Source organism: Achromobacter sp. UBA4530, from assembly GCF_002388205.1.
Lineage (GTDB): Bacteria > Pseudomonadota > Gammaproteobacteria > Burkholderiales > Burkholderiaceae_B > Achromobacter > Achromobacter animicus.
Genome location: NZ_DGMA01000051.1, coordinates 1 through 18351, shown reverse-complemented (window position 1 = coordinate 18351; position 18351 = coordinate 1). Strand labels below are relative to the sequence as shown.

12 protein-coding genes are annotated in these 18351 nt (G+C 66.8%); 4 read left to right on the top strand and 8 right to left on the bottom strand.

The genetic code is table 11. The features are described from left to right. Positions 1-4: 4 nt before the first annotated feature. From tssH to B2W22_RS28240, 8 genes are all read right to left on the bottom strand, one after another. On the bottom strand, positions 5-2716 hold the full coding sequence (gene tssH, locus B2W22_RS28275; RefSeq protein ID WP_286940477.1) for a type VI secretion system ATPase TssH: 2712 nt from the start codon (positions 2714-2716) through the stop codon (positions 5-7). A 22-nt stretch (positions 2717-2738) separates the two neighbouring features. Further along, complete coding sequence (tssG, locus tag B2W22_RS28270) at positions 2739-3830, bottom strand: type VI secretion system baseplate subunit TssG (protein WP_175138886.1); 1092 nt, start codon at positions 3828-3830, stop codon at positions 2739-2741. Beyond that, positions 3794-5632, bottom strand: coding sequence for a type VI secretion system baseplate subunit TssF (tssF, locus tag B2W22_RS28265; RefSeq protein WP_286940475.1), 1839 nt, complete (start codon positions 5630-5632; stop codon positions 3794-3796). The genes tssG and tssF overlap by 37 nt, the downstream gene beginning before the upstream one ends. Positions 5633-5683: 51 nt before the next feature. Continuing rightward, the gene (gene tssE / locus B2W22_RS28260; RefSeq protein ID WP_105237423.1) at positions 5684-6169 is read right to left on the bottom strand and encodes a type VI secretion system baseplate subunit TssE; all 486 of its coding nucleotides are present in this window, start codon (positions 6167-6169) and stop codon (positions 5684-5686) included. A 64-nt stretch (positions 6170-6233) separates the two neighbouring features. After that, positions 6234-6737: an Hcp family type VI secretion system effector gene (locus B2W22_RS28255; protein ID WP_105237422.1), complete on the bottom strand. Its 504-nt coding sequence runs from the start codon at positions 6735-6737 to the stop codon at positions 6234-6236. A 48-nt stretch (positions 6738-6785) separates the two neighbouring features. Then, the gene (tssC, locus tag B2W22_RS28250; RefSeq protein WP_175123331.1) at positions 6786-8279 is read right to left on the bottom strand and encodes a type VI secretion system contractile sheath large subunit; all 1494 of its coding nucleotides are present in this window, start codon (positions 8277-8279) and stop codon (positions 6786-6788) included. Further along, a complete protein-coding gene (tssB, locus tag B2W22_RS28245) occupies positions 8272-8787 on the bottom strand; it encodes a type VI secretion system contractile sheath small subunit (protein WP_008168611.1) in 516 nt (171 codons plus the stop codon). The genes tssC and tssB overlap by 8 nt, the downstream gene beginning before the upstream one ends. A 67-nt stretch (positions 8788-8854) precedes the next feature. Beyond that, a complete protein-coding gene (locus tag B2W22_RS28240; RefSeq protein WP_286940474.1) occupies positions 8855-9571 on the bottom strand; it encodes a tetratricopeptide repeat protein in 717 nt (238 codons plus the stop codon). A 156-nt stretch (positions 9572-9727) separates the two neighbouring features. On the opposite strand from B2W22_RS28240, the gene tssJ reads away from it, so the two are divergent. From tssJ to B2W22_RS28220, 4 genes are all read left to right on the top strand, one after another. After that, positions 9728-10345, top strand: a complete 618-nt coding sequence (gene tssJ, locus B2W22_RS28235) for a type VI secretion system lipoprotein TssJ (protein ID WP_286940473.1) — start codon at positions 9728-9730, stop codon at positions 10343-10345. Positions 10346-10429: 84 nt separating this feature from the next. Next, positions 10430-11776, top strand: coding sequence for a type VI secretion system baseplate subunit TssK (tssK, locus tag B2W22_RS28230; RefSeq protein ID WP_175185953.1), 1347 nt, complete (start codon positions 10430-10432; stop codon positions 11774-11776). 16 nt (positions 11777-11792) lie between these two features. Continuing rightward, positions 11793-12572: a DotU family type IV/VI secretion system protein gene (locus tag B2W22_RS28225; protein ID WP_175123334.1), complete on the top strand. Its 780-nt coding sequence runs from the start codon at positions 11793-11795 to the stop codon at positions 12570-12572. A 101-nt stretch (positions 12573-12673) separates the two neighbouring features. Beyond that, on the top strand, positions 12674-18351 hold a 5678-nt coding region (locus B2W22_RS28220; protein ID WP_286940472.1), incomplete at its 3' end, for a type VI secretion system Vgr family protein.

Genomic DNA, 18351 nt, shown 5'->3' with positions numbered 1-18351 from the left:
CTCGTCAGCTCATCCGGAACCGGAACTCGCCGTTCTTGCCCGCGGTCACACGGATCTTGGCGATGGCCTCACCCTGCGACATGCGGCCAAGCACCTGCTCCGCGATCTCCGGCAGCAGCGCGCCGTTCAAAATGTGGTCCACATTGCGCGCGCCGGTGTCGACCTCGGTGCAGCGGGCCAGCACGGCTTCCACCAATCCGTCGTCCCAGTCGAACGCCGCGCGGTGCGTGGCCTGGACGCGGCGCGCGATGCGGCCGAGCTTCAGGCCAATGATGTGCGCCAGCGCGTCGTCGTCCACCGGGTAGTACGGAATCGTCTTCATGCGGCCCAGGAACGCCGGCTTGAACGCCTTGTACAACTGCGGCGCCAGCAGTTCCGCCAACTGCTCCGGCGACGGGCGCTCACTGGCCGGCTTGTTCAGGCAGGCCTGCATGATGGTGCTGGACCCCACGTTGGACGTCAGGATGATGAGCGTGTTGCGAAAGTCGATCTCCCGCCCTTCCGCATCGTCCATCACCCCCTTGTCGAACACCTGGAAGAACAGTTCCAGCACATCGGGATGGGCCTTTTCTATCTCGTCCAGCAGCACCACGCTGTAGGGCTGGCGCCGCACCGCCTCGGTCAGCACGCCGCCCTCGCCGTAGCCGACATATCCGGGCGGCGAGCCCTTCAGTCCGGAAATGCTGTGGGCCTCCTGGTACTCGCTCATGTTGATCGTGACCAGCTTGCGCTCGCCGCCATAAAGAATGTCGGCCAGCGCCAGCGCCGTCTCGGTCTTGCCCACGCCCGACGGGCCCACGAACAGGAACACGCCCTTGGGCTTGTCCGGATCTTCCAGCCCGGCGCGGGCCGTGCGCACACGCTGCGCGATGGCATGCAGCGCGTGGTCCTGGCCGATGACGCGCTCGGCCAGCATGGGCTGCAATTGCAGCACGGTGCGGATCTCGTCGTTCACCATGCGGCCCAGCGGAATGCCGGTCCAGGCCGAAATGATCTCGGCCACGATCTGGGCGTCCACGCAGGCGGGCACCAGCGGCTGCTCGCCCTGCAAGGCGCGCAGCTCGTCCATCAGGCCGGCCAGGCGCTGCTGCTCGGGCGTAAGCGGCGCGGGCGCCGGCTTGCGGCGGCCGGAAGCCGGCGCGGCGGGTGGCGCCGCGGAAGCGTCCGCGTTCGGCGCATCCTGGCCCTGGGCTTCCAGTTCGGCGCGCAAGGCCTGGATCCTGTCGACCAGCGCCATCTCGGCCGCGTGCCGCCCTTCCGCGTCGGCCAGCGCCGCTTCCACGCTGGTGATTTCCGCGTCCAGTTCCGCCAGCCGCGCCTGCGGCGCCCCCGTGGCGGCCTCGCGCCGCAGGGCCTCCCGTTCGGTGCGCAGCCGCGTCAGACGATGGCGCGCGTCGTCGATCAGCGCCGGCGTGGCGCTGCGGCCCAGCGCCACGCGCGCGCAGGCGGTGTCGAGCACGCTGACGGCCTTGTCCGGCAACTGACGGCCCGTGATGTAGCGATGCGACAGCCGCGCGGCCGCAACAATGGCCTCGTCCAGGACGCGCACACCGAAGTGGCGTTCCATCAGCGGCGCCATGCCACGCAGCATCGACGCCGCCAGCGCTTCGTCCGGCTCCTCGACCTTGACGACCTGGAAGCGCCGCGCCAGCGCGGCGTCCTTCTCGAAGTACTTCTTGTATTCGCTCCAGGTCGTGGCGGCGATGGTGCGCAGCTCGCCGCGCGCCAGGGCGGGCTTGAGCAGATTGGCGGCATCGTTCTGCCCCGCCTGCCCGCCCGCGCCGATCATCGTGTGCGCCTCGTCGATGAAAAGAATGATGGGCGACGGGCTCTTCTTGACCTCGTCGATCACGTTCTTCAGCCGGTTCTCAAATTCGCCTTTCACGCTGGCGCCGGCTTGCAGCAGGCCCATGTCCAGCACGCGTAACGTGACGCCGGCCAAGGCGGGCGGCACGTCGTCCGCGACAATGCGCAGCGCCAGCCCCTCGACCACTGCAGTCTTGCCCACGCCCGCCTCGCCGGTCAGGATGGGATTGTTCTGCCGCCGGCGCGTCAGGATGTCGATCATCTGGCGGATCTCGGCATCCCGCCCGATGACCGGATCGATCTTGCCTTCCCGCGCACGCTCGGTGAGATTGGTCGTGTACTGGTCCAGCGCGGGCGTCTGCGACAAGCCCGGCGCGGGCTGCCCGGGCGCTTCTTGCCCACCCGCGTCATCGGCCAAGCCCACCGCCTGCCCCGTCTCCTCCGACCCTTGCGTCAGGGCGGCGAAATCGTGTTTCAGTTCGTCCAGCCGGAACGATTCGAACAGCGGCGAGCCCCGGCGCGCCAGTTGCGCCAGGTCCGGCTCCGTCAGCAACGCCAGCAGCAGATGCCCGGAACGGATCCGCGTGGTCTGCGTATCCAGCGACGCGATCAGCCACGCGTGTTCGAACAGCTTGGGCAGATGCGCCGAAAACACGGGCGTACGCGTATTCCCATTCTTGAACCGGTCGATCTCCGCCTTCAGATCGGCTTCCAGCGCATCAGCCTGGATGTGGCAACGCCGAGCAATGATGCTCACGTCGCTGGCCGGCTTTTCCAGCAGCGCCAGGAACAGATGCTCGAGATCCACCTCATAGTGGCCCTGTGCCATGCACAGGCTGGCCGCCCGCTCGGCGGCCTGGCGGCAGGTCTGATTCAACTTCCCGATCAACGTCTTCAGCGGAGTGGCCATGAGTCTTTAGCTTGTCTTCGGTTCAATGGATGGTGTGCAGTTCATAACTGGCGTCGTCGCGGTCCTCAGTGGCCGGGCCGGTGCACAGGAACGAATTCCAGCCCAGGCGCACGTCGCCGCCCTCGCCGAGCTGGCAAGGCATGACGCTCTCGCGCGCCAGCACCAGCCTCACTTCGTATTCGAAAGTCATGCCGCCGAACATCGTCAACAGCTTTTCCAGCGCCTGCGCGCGCTCGCCACCCGGCAGGAAATCGGCGAAGGCCTGGCGCGGCAGCGGTCCGATCCACAACCGGATGCGCAGGTCGCGCTGCCAGATGCGATCGCCCGCCAGGGCGGACACGCCGAGTACCGCGCCCGGCTGTCCCAATCGGGTACGATTCTGCGGCGGCACGTCATACCAGCGCCCCACGAACTGCTCCACGCGCAGAGGCACGCCGAAGTAGTCCTGCAACACGCGCTGCAGCATCGGCGCCGAAACAGGCCGCTGGCGCGCGGCCGCCGCGTAATGCGCCACGGACTCGTCGAACACTTTGCCCGCGCCGCTGTGCAACCGGTCGCGTAGCGCCGGGTGACCGATCCCACCCAGCGCCAGCAACAGCGGCAGAAAGTGATGGTCCTGTTCGGTTTCGTGCCGCAGCGGCATGCGGTACTTCTTCCACGCGGCGTAGAACAGCGCCGCCGCCCGGTTCGAGAAAATATCGAAAAAGGCGCGCGCGCCGCGGTCGCGCCGCAGGCTCTCCCGGTTTGCCAGCATCTCGGAATAATGCAGCGGCAGCGCCCCCTGCCCGCCAAGCAGACCAAAGAATGCCGGTGTCACTTCCACACGGCCCAACCGTCCCTCGGCAATGGCAGCCTGGCGCGCCGCCTCGTCGGCCAACGCCTCGCCATCCTTGTCATACGCCACCGCATCGACGACTTCGCTGGGCGGGAACGCCAGCCCGGGGGCATTGGGAAAGCGCAGGTGCACGGGAACCGTATGGCGCGTCGCGCCGCGTTCCTGCCGCGCGAAGCACTGCTCGAGCAGACGTACGGCCTGGAAAAACTTGAAGCGCTGCGGCTCTGCCAGCAGCGCGTCCATCACGCTAGGATGGCGTCGCCGTTGCATGGGGGGCATCGTAGTAATTCCTCTGCGCCGCGGCGCGACAACACGACCAATTGCACAAAGCTGTTGGCGTGCACGTACAGGCCAAAGAAGCGGTTGATGACGGCAACGAATGTATGCAGGCTCGTGCCCACGAAGTGATCTTCATTGACGGTCAGGCGGATCTCGATCCCGCGCACGAACGTGGCGAAAGGCTCGCCCGGCATCCAGTGCGTGGCCGGTTTGTAGTCCAGGCCGATCAGTCCTTCGATCTGACGCGCGGCGACCGCCGACCCGGACAGGTCGTAAAGGCGCAGCGTTTCCTTCAAGGCGGGCAGGCCGCTCTGCACGAGGGACAGATGGTTCAGCGCCAGATGCGAAATCAACCGCCAGTGGGCGGCGCGCCCCTGCTGGAAACGGTGCGAATGCGTCGGCCGGCGCAGCATCCGGATGCTGCGCGCCACCGTGCCGCCTTCCAGGAACAGGTCGCCGCCCGACTGGCCCACCGCGATGCTCGCCGGCAGGTCGCGATTGGTGCACGTCAGGTCCAGGCTCAGGGTTTCGGTCTGCGGCACCGAGGGATCGAAATCGATGTCGACGATGGAAATCTCGGTCTCGTACCCCGGGCTGCGTTGCGCCATCGACGCATCGCGCCGCATGGTCCAGTAGTGGCCGGCAGACTCCGGCGATTCGCCGTGATGCAGCGAGTAGAACGGCCGGAAGTCCACCACCGTATCGTTCTGGGCGTTCTGCCGCACCTGACGCACGCGATCGATGGAATAGACCTCGTATCCGTACGCGCGACGCGCATCGGCCACCACCGGATACGACGCCGCGGCGTGCGTCACGCGGATCGGATCGGCGCGCTGCGCAAACAGGTTCACCACCGGCGTGCAGCCCAGCCGCAGGTTGTCCGCCGATGTCGATTCGAGCAGACGCGCCGTGTTGGAATCGGCGCGCACCCCGCTGACCGGCACATGCAGCGTAAATTCCCGCACGGCGCCCAGATGGGGACGCAGCGCGCTCAGGTCGATATCGACGAAATTGAATTTTTCGGCGAACACGAAGTATTCGGCCAGCAGGCGGTACGCCGGGTGCGAGCTGGCGGGAAAGTCGATCAGCGCATCTTCCTCGGCCAGCCCGACCTGCGCCAGCGGAATCGTGGCCAGGCGGTCCCACCGTCCCGGCTGCAGCTCGACATAGGCCGCAGCCGCGCGCAGGAACAGGGCGTCGCGCAGCGCCGCCACGAACGACGGTTCGCCGTGCAGATAGACACGCAGCCGGTCGACGCCCGGCATGCCGAAGTGCTGGTTCTCGCCCAGGCAGCCCAGCGTAATGGAGAAGCGGCCCGTGACGCCGGCCGGCAGCTTGGCCGTGGCCGGCGCATTGGCGCTGGACTCGAACGCCGCGCGCCGGACCTCGATGGGGGCCAGCGTGACGTCATAGGCGGTGCGAAAGCGGCACGCCACCCCGCGTACCGGATGGGATTTCAGTTCGGTGCCTCGCCCGATGCGCACGGGTGCGGTCAATTGCGCGCCCGCGCCGCCCAAGTCGAACTGCGCCACGCTGCACGAAGGAAACGGCCGCAGGTAATGCGGATACATCACCTCGAACAGCGCTTCGGTGAATTCGGGGTAATCGTCGTCCAGCTTCTTGTTGATGCGCGCGCTCAGCAATGCGAACGACTCGATCATGCGTTCGACGTGCGGATCCTCGCAGGTCTCGCCCGACAGCCCCAGCCGCGCGGCGATCTTCGGATAACGCTCGGCAAAGTCGCGCGACGAGGTGCGCAAGAAGCCAAGTTCGCGCTCGTAATAGGGCAGCAATTCTTCCATTGATGTCTTCCTGTCCGGCGCGCCAGGGCACCTGCACCGCGGGTTGATGCGCTAGACCGTGGCCGGGCTTTTGGCCCAACCCTTGGTCACGGAGTACTGCAAGGTCGAGGGCTGCAGCGTGGCGTCGAAGGTCACGGGCTCGTGGGCGGGCCCCACATCCAGCATGGCCGTGATCGCGAAATACAGCACCGACGTCGCCCGGCTGTCGACCTGCAGCATGACCCGCACGTGCGTCAGCCGGGGCTCGTGGCGCGCAATCGCCTGTTCGAGCGAACGGCAGATGAACTCGCGGTCGTAGTGGCTGGCCAGGCTGAGTCCCGAAAAGTCCGACAGCCCGTACGTCAGCACGGAACGCCGGCAGTTCGGGTAGCGCCGCAGGTCCTCCTCGGTGAACACCATGCGGGTGTTCAGCAGCGCCTCGATGTCGCGCGCCACCGTCTCTTTCATCTCCTCGATCGACAAGCGCCGCAAGGCATAGGGCGACTGGCCCTCTGCTTCGAACAGCTTGTCGAAGAGACTCGGTTCGAATCCTTTCATCGGGGCCTCAAAAGAAGGACGGCGACCCTCTCGGGCCGCGGTCTTCGTGCCTGCCCGGCGGAGATCAGACCGAGTAGGTCTTGTCGTTCTTGGTCAGGCTCCAGGCGCCCTGGGCGTTGCCGCCCTGATTGCCGCCCACCTTCTGCTGCGTGTACTTCCACTGCACGGCGGCGTACTTCAGCGAGAACGTTTCGTGCGGCAGGCCTTCGGCCACGACTTCCGGCGCCACGCGGGCAATGATCACGTACTTGAGCTTGATCTCCAGGTACTTGACGCGGTTGCCCTCGCCGTCGGCGCGCAGGAAGTCGATGGTCACTTCGTCAAAGGTGGTGCCGCCCGACGCGTGCTGATACAGCAGCGGGCTGACAACGTCCAGATCCTTGGTGAAGACCATTTCGCCGTGTTCGGTGCGCTCGGCGGTATGGCCGCCCGAGGTCGATGCGGTGGCCGAACGCGGCTGGATGATCTCGTGGCGCCACGAACTGACTTCGATCCAGTCCGGATGGTCCTTGTCCTGCGACTCGCCCTTGAGCGCCGGATTGCCGAACTTGACGTAGATGTCCTTCATTGTTGATAGCCTCTTCAGATGATGGATGAGTTGTCAGTGCAATGACGCTCAGGATTTCTGGGCCTGCGCCGGCAATTCGGCGACCAGGCGCAATGAGATCGAGAGTTCGTCAAGCTGGAAATGCGGCCGCAGGAACGCCACGGCACGGAAGACGCCAGGGCGGCCTGGCACCTCGGCCACTTGCACCGATGCTTCGCGCAGCGGGAACTGCGCCTTTTGTTCCTGCGTCGCGTTGTCGTCCAGCAGCACGTACTGCGATACCCAGCGATTCAGGAAACTCTCTACGGACTGCGCCGATGCGAAGCTGCCGATCTTGTCGCGCATCATCGCCTTCAGGTAGTGCGCCACGCGCGATACCGAGAAGATGTATTGCAGCTGCGCCGACAACACCGCGTTGGCGTTGGCGCTGTCCGTGTTGTACTTCTTGGCCTTCTGCACCGATTGGGCGCCAAAGAAGGCGGCGTAATCCGAATTCTTGCAATGCACCAGCGGGATCAGGCCCTGATCGCTCAGTTCCTTTTCGCGCCGGTCGGTGATGGCGATCTCGGTCGGGCACTTGAGCGCGATTTCGCCGTCGTCCGTCTTGAACGTATGCGTGGGCAGGTTCTCGACCAGGCCGCCGCCTTCGACGCCGCGGATCGCCGCGCACCAGCCGAAGTCCGCAAATGCCGCCGTCAAGCGAGCGCCGAAGGCCCACGCGGCGTTGCACCAGAGGTACTTGGAATGGTCGGTGCCGTCCACGTCCTCGACGAAATTGAAGCCTTCGACCGTGGTGCCTTCCACCGGGTCGTACGGCAGGCGGCCCAGAAAGCGCGGCATGGTCAGGCCGACGTAGCGCGAATCTTCCGAATCGCGGAAGCTGCGCCATTTGGTGTATTCAACGGTATCGAACACCTTGGCCAGATCGCGCGGGCGACCCAGATCGGCAAAGCTGTCCAACCCCAGCAGCTCCGGCGACGCCGACGCGATGAACGGCGCGTGCGACGCGGCTGCCACGTGCGACATCTGCTCGATGAAATACATGTCCTCGGGCTGGCGCGTGATCTCGAAATTGCCCAGCAGCGCCCCGAACGGCGCACCGCCGAACGTGCCGAATTCCTCTTCGTACACCTTCTTGAACATCAGGCTCTGATCGAAGTCGATCGCGGTCTGGAAATCACGCACCAGGTCGCGCTTGGTCGTGTTCAGCACCTTGATCTTCAGCATCGGGCTGGTGTCGGTCTCCTGGCACAGGTAGTGCAGGCCGCGCCAGGTGCTCTCCAGCTTCTGGAACTCGGGCGCGTGCATCACTTCGCTGAGCTGGGCCGAGATCAGGCGGTCGAGCTCGGCGACGCGCGCGTCCAGCATGGCCGACAGGTTGTCGGACACGACGACGGTGCCCTTCATCACCTCACGCACCAGCTCGCCGATGATGTCCTTGGCGCGGTCGTGCTCGGCGGTGGACTTGGCGACGCGGCTTTGCTCGACGATCTGGTCCAGCAGCCCGCTTTGCGCTTCGGTGGCGGTGGCGGCGGTGTTTTGTGCGGCGGCGGAATTACTCATTGCGGCCTCCCTTATCGGTCTCGCTGGTGAGCTGTTGCAGCTTTTCGGTGCTGGTCAGCACTTCGCCCAGCAGGTCTTCCAGCTTGTCGTTGCCGGCAAGCTTGTTGCGCAGATCGGCCAGCTTGGTGCGGATGTCCAGCAGCTCGCGCAGCGGATCCACCTGCTGCACGACGGCTTCCGGACGGAAGTCCTCGATGGAGCGGAATTTCATGTCGACGCCGAACGTGCCGCCTTCATCAGTCAGGCGGTTCTTCACGCGGTACGCCGCGCGGGGCTCCAGCCCCCGCATCACGTCGTCGAAGTTGTCGACGTCGATGTTGACGAACTTGCGGTCCTTCAGACGGGGCAGCTCGGCCTCGGACTGCGCAGAGAAGTCGCCCACCACGCCGACCACGAAGGGAAGCTCCTTCTGTTCGATGGCGTCGCCCTTCTCCACGTCATACGTGAGCTGAACGCGCGGCGGACGGACTTTCTGCAATCGTTTCTGAACGCTTTCTTTCTTGGCCATGGACGGCTCCGTGCAAAGGATCTTGTCTGTCGGTCGAGGAGACGCCAGGGCGGCGCCCCAAGGCGAATCATTTGGTCAGCAGGTCGCCGAACGGATTCGGCGCGCGATTGGGCTGCTGGGCAGGCGGGCTGGCGGGTTGTTGCGAAGACGGGGACGCGGCGGGGGATGCGGCAGGCGACGCTGCGGCGGGCGATCCTGCGGCGGGCGATCCTGCGGCAGGCGATCCTGCGGCAGGCGCCCCCGCATTGGGCAGCGCCGCTGCCGGTTTGACTGCAGGTGCCGGATCCACCTTGCGCGGTTGGCGCGGCCGGGGCGGCGGGCGGCGTCCCTCGGGGAACAGGACGTCCTGGCCCAGCGTTTCACGCATCGCCTCGGCCAGCGCGACGGCGTCCGGGCGGGCGTTGCCGGCCAGCAGCGCGTCGGCGCGCACATCGGCCAGGGACTGCATGGCCACGCGCAGGCCACCGACGGCGCGCACCGTCTTGGCCACGAAGTCATCCGGATCGCGGCTCAACGTTTCGTCGGCGGCCACGATCGCCTGCCCGTACTTCTGCTGGTCGAAGCGGATCTTTGCAATGTAGGACCAGGGTTCGCCCTTGGACGGATTGCGCTGCGCGATCTCTTCAAATTGCGCGACAGCCTGGTCAGCGTCTTTCTGCGCCAACGTCTTTTCGGCATCGGCCAGGGACTGCTTGTACTCGGCTTCGGACTGCGGCTTGACCGACACACAGCCGGTCATCAATGCAACGACACCTGCGATGACAACGAGGCGGAAGAAGGGCATTTTTTAAGCACCTAGCAAGGTTGTAACTAGGGGCCGTATTTCATCAACCTTTTGTTAGTGCAGCGCTACAGCACGTTTCTTCATGTTACTTGCGTCGAATTTGCACGTATCGTGCCGTGATCTGTATTGCTTCACACACTTCCGGTATAAAGAGCCATGTCCAAACATATCCGTTTATCACGTTTGTTCACGGGGTTGTCGTGTGCGCTCGCGAGCACCGTCCTTACTGGATGTGCAGCCGTTTCGGCCATCGGCGCGGTGGCCGGTTTGACGGGCAATGCGATGGAGATGGCGGGCCTGAAAAAGCCCGAAAACGCGCCTGTGGAAGTGAACCTGGCGATTCACGCCGGAGAAAATTTGAATGCCGGCGCCGGCCAGGCGATGGCGATCGTTACAAAAATATACTACCTGAAGAATCCTGAGCCATTCCAGCGTGCGCCGCTCACGCAATTGATAGACACTGCCGGGGAAAAGGCAGCGCTGGGGGAATCAATGCTGGGTTCGCGCGAGCTCACGCTCACGCCGGGACAGCGTTACGAAACCGTCGAAAAAGTCCCCAAGCAAGCCGATTACATCGCTGTCGCCGGGCTGTTTTATGCACCCGCGCCCATGCGTTGGAAGTACGTATTCAAAGTCGAGGATGTGGAAGACGACGGCATCGTACTGGGCGCGCATGCCTGCGCGCTGACGGTGGCCAAGGGCCGCCCCACGTTGCCTGCGGGCGTACCCGCCTACGACCCGTCACGCCTGTCCGGCGTGCAGTGTCCAGGCTGAAGCATCAAAGCCGCCCGCCGTTCACATCCTTCAATTCTTAAAGCAATAGAGAAACCAGGAAAGACGAAACAGGGAGCGCGTATTTTGAGTTACTCCGCCAAAGTCCTTTGGGGCGAAGGTCTGTTCCTCCGGCCGCAGCATTTCCAGCGGCAGGATGCGTATCACGAAGATCGGCTGGCCGAAATGGCCCGCGTGTTGCACCCCTATGCATGGGGTCTGCGCTCTGCGCGTTTCGATGCCTCGGCGCTCGCCAACGGCATGCTGCGCGCCACCGAAATGAGCGCCGTGTTTCCGGACGGCGAACTCTACAGCGCGCCGCACGGCGATGAACTACCACCGCCTGTCGCGTTGACCGCGCTGGATGGCGTGACCGAAGCCGTGTTCTATCTGGCGATCCATCCCTTGAAGGCAATCGGCGGCAACTACCGCGACGCCCAGACGTCGGGCAGCTTCGATTCCCGCTACACGCACAGCAATACCCCCGCCCCCGATCTCTACACCGGCGCGGCCTCCGCCGAGCTCGCATTCCTGCGCAAGGACGTGCGCCTGATCTCCGAATTCGAACCGCGCGACGAACTGCTGGCAATTCCCGTGGCGCGTGTGCGGCGCACGGCCAACGCCAGCTATGAACTGGACACGACCTTCATTGCGCCCAGCCTGTCGCTGACCGCCTCCAGCGCCCTGCACGAGCTGCTCCGGCGGCTGCTCGACGCCTTGCAGGCCAAGGTCAACGCGCTCTACGGTTTTCATCGCGAACCCAGCAAGAACATCATCGAGTTCCGCTCCGGCGACGTCGCCTCGTTCTGGCTGCTGCACACTGCAAATGAGGCCTACGCCACGCTGTCGCACCTGTTCCATCATCCGCAACTGCATCCCGAACGCCTGTTTCAGGAACTGGCGCGGCTGGCGGGCGCGTTGATGACCTTTTCCAAGGTGCACACACTGGCGGATCTTCCCGTGTATCGCCACGATGCGCCCGGACCGGCGTTCGCCCGCATGGACGAGATCCTGCGCGACCTGCTCGAAACGGTGATCTCGACCCGGTACTTCTCGATCGTGCTCGAAGAGTTGCGTCCCTCGTTCCACATGGGCCGCCTCGATTCCGAAAAGCTGGACGAGACCACCTCGCTGTATCTGGCGGTGCAGGCCGCGATGCCCGCCGCTGAACTGGCCGAGAGCGTGCCCATGCGCTTCAAGGTGGGCGCCCCCGAAGACGTGGACAAGCTGGTGCTGTCCGCCATGCCGGGCGTGCCGCTGTCCTATACGCCGCAGGTGCCGCCCGCCGTGCCCGTCAAGCCGGGCGCTGTCTATTTCGCGTTGCAGACGCGCGGTTCGTTGTATGACCGCATGCTGCAGGCGCGAAGCATTGCCATCTATGCCCCCGCCGGGATTCCCGAACTGAAGCTGGATCTGATCGCAGTGACTCGCTGACAGGAACGACACCGCCATGACTGCTGACGCCCCCTCCCTGATGCCTGGCGCAACGCTGCCGCCGCACGCGGCGGCCTTTCACGCTAGCCGTCCCGCCAGGTCGTTGCTGGATCTGATGTACGACGGCTTCCTGATGCTGTTTTTGCTCAAGAGCGGCCAGGAGCCCGCCGACGCGGCCGCCTTCTCCGCCCACGTGCAGCAGTTCCTGGCGGACTACGAGCGCGCCGCCAAGAAAATGGATATTCCCGCCGAGGACGTGTACGCGACCAAGTACGCGTTCTGTGCCGCCGTGGACGAGACCGTGCTCAATTCCGGTTTCGCGATCCGCGACGCCTGGATGCTTCAGCCGCTGCAGCTTGCGCTCTTTGGCGAGCAACTGGCGGGCGAGAACTTCTTCGCCCGGCTGGAGGATCTGCGCGCGCAGGGCGCGCCGCGCCTGCAATCGCTGGAGATCTATTACATGTGCCTGCTGCTGGGCTTCCAGGGCAAGTACCTGATCGAAGGCCAGGAAAAGCTGGGGTATCTGACGGCGCGCCTGGGCGACGAGATCGCCCTGTTGCGCGGCAAGCGCACCGGCTTCGCGCCGCACTGGCCGCTGCCCGACAAGGTGGCGCACACGCTCAAGCGCGACGTGCCGCTCTGGTCGATCATGGCGTTGTTCGCATTGCTGGGCCTGCTCGCCTTCCTGGGCATGGGCCACTTCCTGAACACCGAAATGCAGACCGCGATGGCACCCTATCACGACATCGTCAAGCTGGGTCCGCGTGCCGCGCACCTGACGATTTCGCTGCCCTAGCGGCGGCACGCAAGACCCGGGCGGGCCACGCATGAGAGGGCCCGTTCCTTCCGGCGCACCCGCGCGCCTCTGGCTCCGCCAAACGAATACCGCCCAGCCCTATGAACGCCTCGCCTTCCAATGCCCCGGCCTATTCCACGCTGAACATCGCCACCCTGTCGCAACAAGCCCGCTTGCTGCGCCTGACCACCGCGCTTGATGCGGAACTGGTCATCGAGCACATGAGCCTGTCCGAGGGTGTCTCGCGGCTGTTCTCGATGACGCTGGATTGCCTGGCGGCCAGCGCGGAACTGGACGTGGCAGCCTTGCTGGGCAAGGAGATCACCGTCAGCCTGCTGCAGGCCGATGGCTCGATGCGGCACTGGCACGCAGTGGTAGAAGGCGCCGACGCGCTGGGCGCCGATGGCGGACTGGCGCGCTACCGCCTGCATGCGGCTCCGTGGATGGCGGCGCTGGCGCTGCGCCGCGACAGCTTCATCTATCAGGACCTGTCGGTGCAGGACATCGTCAGCGAGGTGTTTTCGGATTATCCCCAGGCCGCGTTCGCCTTCGAACTCACCGACGCGCTGCCGCCCCGTGCGATCTGCACCCAATACCGCGAATCGGACCTGGCGTTCGTGGAGCGCATTCTGGCGCAGGCCGGCCTGTGCTACAGGTTCGAGCACCAGCAGGACGATGGCGAAAGCGCCGGCGGCGGCGCACGCCACCGCGTGGTGATCTTCGATGCGGATGCGGCGCGTCCGGAAGACCCGGCGTCACCCCTGCGCTTTCACCGCAGCGACGCCACGGAAACCAGCGACAGCATCACACGCTTTTCCGCCGCGCAATCCGTGCGTCCGGGCAGCGTGGCGCGCGCGGCGTGGAACGAGCGCTCGTTGACCGCGCATGCCGCGCAGTTGCAGTCGCAGGTGGTCTTCGAAGCGCTGCCCGTGCTGGAAGACTATGACTACGCGGGCCACGGCCAGTACGCCGACGACGATGCCGCCGAACAGAGCGCGGCGCGTGCGATGCGCGCGCACGAGTCGCGGCTGGTGCGCTTCGAGGGCGCCGGCACGGCCCGCTCGCTTGCGCCGGGCCGGGTGTTCGCGCTGAGCCAGCATGACCGTTATGCGCAGGGCGGCGGCAAAGAGGCCATCGATGAGCTTGCCGGCAACCGGTACGTGCTGCTCGACGTCACGCACGAAGCGACCAACAACCTGGGCGGGCAAGCCGCGCAGGTCCTGAACACGCCGGACATGGAGCGCGGCACCTATCGCAACCGCTTCCGCGCGCAGCCTGAGGCGGCAGCGCTCATGCCGGCCTGGCGCCCCCGCCCCACGGCGCCCGAGAGCCTGGCCGCCGTGGTCGTCAGCGCGGCCGACGCGCCCATCACGTCCGACCGCGACCTGCGCGTGAAGGTGCAGTTTCCGTGGCAACGCGGCGAGAAGCCGTTGACGGGCGGCCTGCCGCATCGCTCCCATGGCGACGCCAGCGGCAACGCGCCCGGCGACGACCGGTCCGGCACCTGGCTGCGCGTGGCCAGCGCGCAGGCCGGGCCGAACTGGGGCGCTCATCATCTACCGCGTGGCGGCACCGAAGTCATCGTCGAGTTCATTGACGGCGATATCGATCAGCCTGTCGTGGCGGGCCAGCTATACAACGACGCGGATCTGCCGCCCTGGTCCGCGGGAGAGAACGGCGACGCCAACCACGCGGGCGTGCTCAGCGGCTGGCATAGCCAGGGTCTGGACGGCGCCGGCCGCAACCAGTGGGTCTTCGACGACACCAAGGGCAAGCTGCGCACGCGCCTGGCAAGTTCCACCGCCGCCACGCAACTGGGCCTGGGTTATCTGGTGGAACAGGGCCTGGACGACGCCAGCCGCGGCCAATGGCGCGGCACGGGCTTCGAACTGCGCACGGACGCCTGGGCCGTGCTGCGCTCGGGTCAGGGACTGCTGGTGTCGGCCACGGCACGCGAGCATGGCAAGTCGACGCAGGCCGATATCAATGAAGCGCTGCTGTTGCTGCGCGGCGCGCAGGACGCCTCGCGCCGGCTCAACGACAGTGCGGGCCAGCATCAGGCGCGGCCCCTGGCGGCCGCCGAGGGCTATGACGACCTCATCAAGGCGCTGGATCCCGAGCAGGACGGCCGCTACGCCCGCCAGGTCAATGGCCAGGCGGCCGGCAAGGCGATCAACGGCCAACGCATGGCCGAGGCCGACATCGAACGCATCGACGGGCCGCACCTGATGGTCGATGCGCCAAACTCGCTGAACCTTGCCACACCGGCCAGCGCCGTGCTGCATGCGGGCGAACACCTGCATGCCACCGCGCAGTCCGATGCCCATGTCGCGGCCACGCAGACGTATGCAGCCGTCTCGGCCAAGTCTGCCAGCGTCTTCGCGCAACAGGGCCCGCTGCGCGCCATCTCGGCGCAGGCGCCCGTCTCCCTGCACGCCCACACCGACATCCTGGAAGCGCTGGCCGGGCAGGACATCACCGTGACCTCGTCGGCCGAAGGGATCGAGATCCTCGGCAACCAGCGCGTCACGTTGCAGGCCGCCGGCGGCAGCGTCACGCTCGATGGCGCGGACATCGTGTTCAAGGGGCCCGGCCTGTTCTCGGTCAAGGGCGCCACGCACAACTTCGTCGGCCCCGGCAGCGATGCCGCCAGCCTGCCGGCCCTGCCCAGCACGACGGTGGATGATCCGCTCATCGTCAGCGCGGAACTGGTGCACAAGGACGGCGTGTTCGCCACCGCCGCCAAGAATGCCGGTACGAGCCTGATGGCGGGCTTTGGCGGCGCGGCGGGTGCTGCGGGCGCGGGCGGTGGCCTGGGCGGATTGGGCGACATGGTGCCGAGCGGCTTGAGCGACCTGGGCAAGACCGCTGCAGGTGCAGCCGGCAAACTGTCGCAACTGGCCGGCCAGGCCAATGCGCTGGCCGGCATGGCAAAGAATCCGATGAGCGCGCTGTCGGCCGCCCCCGGGCTGCTGGGCAACGCCAGCCCTGCCGTCGGCGGCCTGCTGACTACGGCGAAGAACACCATGGGTATGGTGTCGCAGGCGCAGGCCATGGTTGCCAACCCCATGTCGACGCTGCCGGCAGCCAAGGGATTGCTGGGTAGCGTGGCGCCCGGCGCGGGCGGCCTGATCGACGGCGCCGCTTCTGCTGCGGGCGCGGTTTCCAAGGCGGCTGAACTCGTCAAGAACCCCATGTCCGCGCTGCCGGCCGCCACCGACATGCTGGCCTCCGTCGCACCCGAAGGCGCGTCGAAGATGATCAGCAGCGCCGCCGGATTGGCGGGGATCGGGAGCGGCGCTGGCGGAGCGGGTGCTGGCGTGGCGGGGGGATTGGGTGCTGGTGCTGGTGCTGGTGCTGGTGCTGGCGCTGGTGCTGGTGCTGGTGCGGCTGTTGGCACGGCGGGTGAAGCGGCTGCCCCAGCCGGTGTTGCCGATAGTGCGCAAACAAGCGCAAGCTCGACACCCGCGGCAAGCGCTGCTGGTGGCCCTGGCGCCACGTCTGGCGGGCCTGCCGCTGCAGGCGGCGCAACAACCGCGCAGGCGTCGCAACCCGCTGCGGCATCGCCCGCCGCCAACAGCTCGGCCACGACGGCGGATGCCGCTGCGTCGCCTGCATCGGCGCCGACCTCCACACAGAATTCCGCCGAGGCGTCGGCGCCTGCCTCGGCATCGGCATCGGGTTCCGCTCCGGCAACGCCATCCGCATCCGCACAGACAACGGCATCGGCGTCGTCAGCGACTTCGCCATCAGCGCCTGAATCGGCAGCATCTGCGCCGAATGTCACGTCGGCAGCCGCTGACGCGCCCTCCGCAGCGTCGACAGCGTCCGCCAACGCAACGCCGACGCAATCCGCGACGACACCAGCCACCGCCTCGAGTTCCGGCGCGGCGGCAGGCAGCGCAACCGCAGCGGTGAGCGCTTCCGCCGTCTCTGCCACGGGCGCGGCGGCAGGCGTAGCCGCCAACACCCTGCCGGCCGGGGCCGGCGGGGGGCTGGCCGCCAGCACCGCCGGAGCCGGCACGGTCGCAGGTCTGACCGCTGGCGGGGCGGGCGTGAATCCGTCCGCGGCGGCCATGAACGCCGGCGCGCAATTCGCGAGTCCCGCGCTTGATGTCCAAGGCGCGGGCTCGGCGGCAGAGCTGCCGCTCGCAGCGGTGGACCCGTCGGTTGGCGCAAGCGTCGCGCACAGCATGACCAGCGCAAACCTGGCGACGGGCACCGTCGAGGGAACGTCTGGCGCATTCGCGGACATGGGTCTCGCAAACCATGCCGCCGACGCAGGCAGTGCCGCACCATCTCTAGCGGGATCGTCCGGAGCATTTGCAGACAAGGCGCTCGCGAACCCGGCAACCGATGCAAGCATCGCGACGCAAACCATCGCGCGTTCGCCAGCAGCGATCGCCGGCGCAGGCCTCCCGACCGGCGTGACAGATGCAGGCATTGCAGCGACTACGCTAGCGGGAACGTCGGCAGCATTTACGGGCGCGGGTCTCGCGAGCGACGCCGCGGGTGCGAGCGCAACAGCAAGGCCCATTCTGGATGCAATGGGCGCAGCGGCTGGCGCGACGATGGCCGCAGGCGTTGCCGCCGGCACGGTTGGCGGCAAGGTCCAAGCCTCGCGCGAGCCCCAGCCGAGCGCAAGTGGCGCGCGTGCAGCCACGGACGCCCCGGGTTCGGAAACGGCTGCTCCGTTTGCCGCCACGGCCGCAGCGAATTCGGCGAGTCCGGCGGACTCCGCTTACGCCGCAGACATCAAGCGCTCCGTCCGGCCAGAGGACGCCGTCTCTCGCTTCGACGCCCAGCCGTCCCTGCTCGCGGGCTTTGCCAACGTCGCGTCTTCGGGCGCCCGCCAAACCAGCGCACCGATCGCGTCTGCTGGCATGCTGGCGACATTGGCCCACGCGATGTCGGCACAAGCGTCGTCGCAAGCCGACAGCGAAGGCGTCAGCCGTCGTGCCGATGAAGCCCACACCGCCGATGAACCGCGCAGCGCCGCGACCAGCTCCGCTGCCTCCATTGAGAACCCCGACCAATACGGAACGCCGACACACGGCGAGGCAACGCCCGCCGCGCACGATCGGCATTCCGAATCGAAAACAGCCGCGCTGTCCGCGCTGGCCCTGCTTGGCGCAGGCCGTTCGGGACAGTCCAACGCGACCGCCGCGCCGTCCGCGCGCGCACAGGCAGCGGACGGCTCAGCCACGCTCCCGCACGCTTCCCACGACGCCAAGACCGGCAACGCGCAATCCGGTTCTCACCGCGACAACACGGCGAGCACCACGGCGCTGCCGAATGCGGCCCTGCTCGCCTCATTGGCCGCGGGCGCGGGCAGCCTGCTTGGCACAACGGCGTCGGCAGCCGGCCATGCCGGCCCGCTGACCTCCGCATCCACGGTGGAAGGCGGCCTGCCCGGCGCTTCGGATCTTCCCTCCATGGCTTCGCCTTCCGGCAGCGCCGCGTCCGGAATATCCGCCAGCGGCGCCATGAGCGGAGACTATTCGGCGGCCGTGTCCGCGCCGGCACAAGGCGGCGCCGCTGCCGCGATGCCCTCGACAGGCACATTCGCGCCGCATGCGCCCTCGGCCTCCGCGCCGGACGCCGTCATGAGCGAAGCGACGATGCTGCCGGCAACCGATGTTTCGTCCGCCGCCGCGACGTCCCTGCCGCAAGCCTCGATGCAAACGCCGGGCTTCGTGCCGGAGGCCGGCACGGCAGGATTGCCGCAAGGCGCCGGGTTACCGCAAGGAGCGGGCTGGCCGCAAGGCGCCGGGCTGCC

Coding starts and splice junctions, on each gene's coding strand:
- tssH (WP_286940477.1), bottom strand. CDS start 2,716: ATGGCCACTCCGCTGAAGACGTTGATCGGGAAGTTGAATCAGACCTGC.
- tssG (WP_175138886.1), bottom strand. CDS start 3,830: ATGCCCCCCATGCAACGGCGACGCCATCCTAGCGTGATGGACGCGCTG.
- tssF (WP_286940475.1), bottom strand. CDS start 5,632: ATGGAAGAATTGCTGCCCTATTACGAGCGCGAACTTGGCTTCTTGCGC.
- tssE (WP_105237423.1), bottom strand. CDS start 6,169: ATGAAAGGATTCGAACCGAGTCTCTTCGACAAGCTGTTCGAAGCAGAG.
- B2W22_RS28255 (WP_105237422.1), bottom strand. CDS start 6,737: ATGAAGGACATCTACGTCAAGTTCGGCAATCCGGCGCTCAAGGGCGAG.
- tssC (WP_175123331.1), bottom strand. CDS start 8,279: ATGAGTAATTCCGCCGCCGCACAAAACACCGCCGCCACCGCCACCGAA.
- tssB (WP_008168611.1), bottom strand. CDS start 8,787: ATGGCCAAGAAAGAAAGCGTTCAGAAACGATTGCAGAAAGTCCGTCCG.
- B2W22_RS28240 (WP_286940474.1), bottom strand. CDS start 9,571: ATGCCCTTCTTCCGCCTCGTTGTCATCGCAGGTGTCGTTGCATTGATG.
- tssJ (WP_286940473.1), top strand. CDS start 9,728: ATGTCCAAACATATCCGTTTATCACGTTTGTTCACGGGGTTGTCGTGT.
- B2W22_RS28225 (WP_175123334.1), top strand. CDS start 11,793: ATGACTGCTGACGCCCCCTCCCTGATGCCTGGCGCAACGCTGCCGCCG.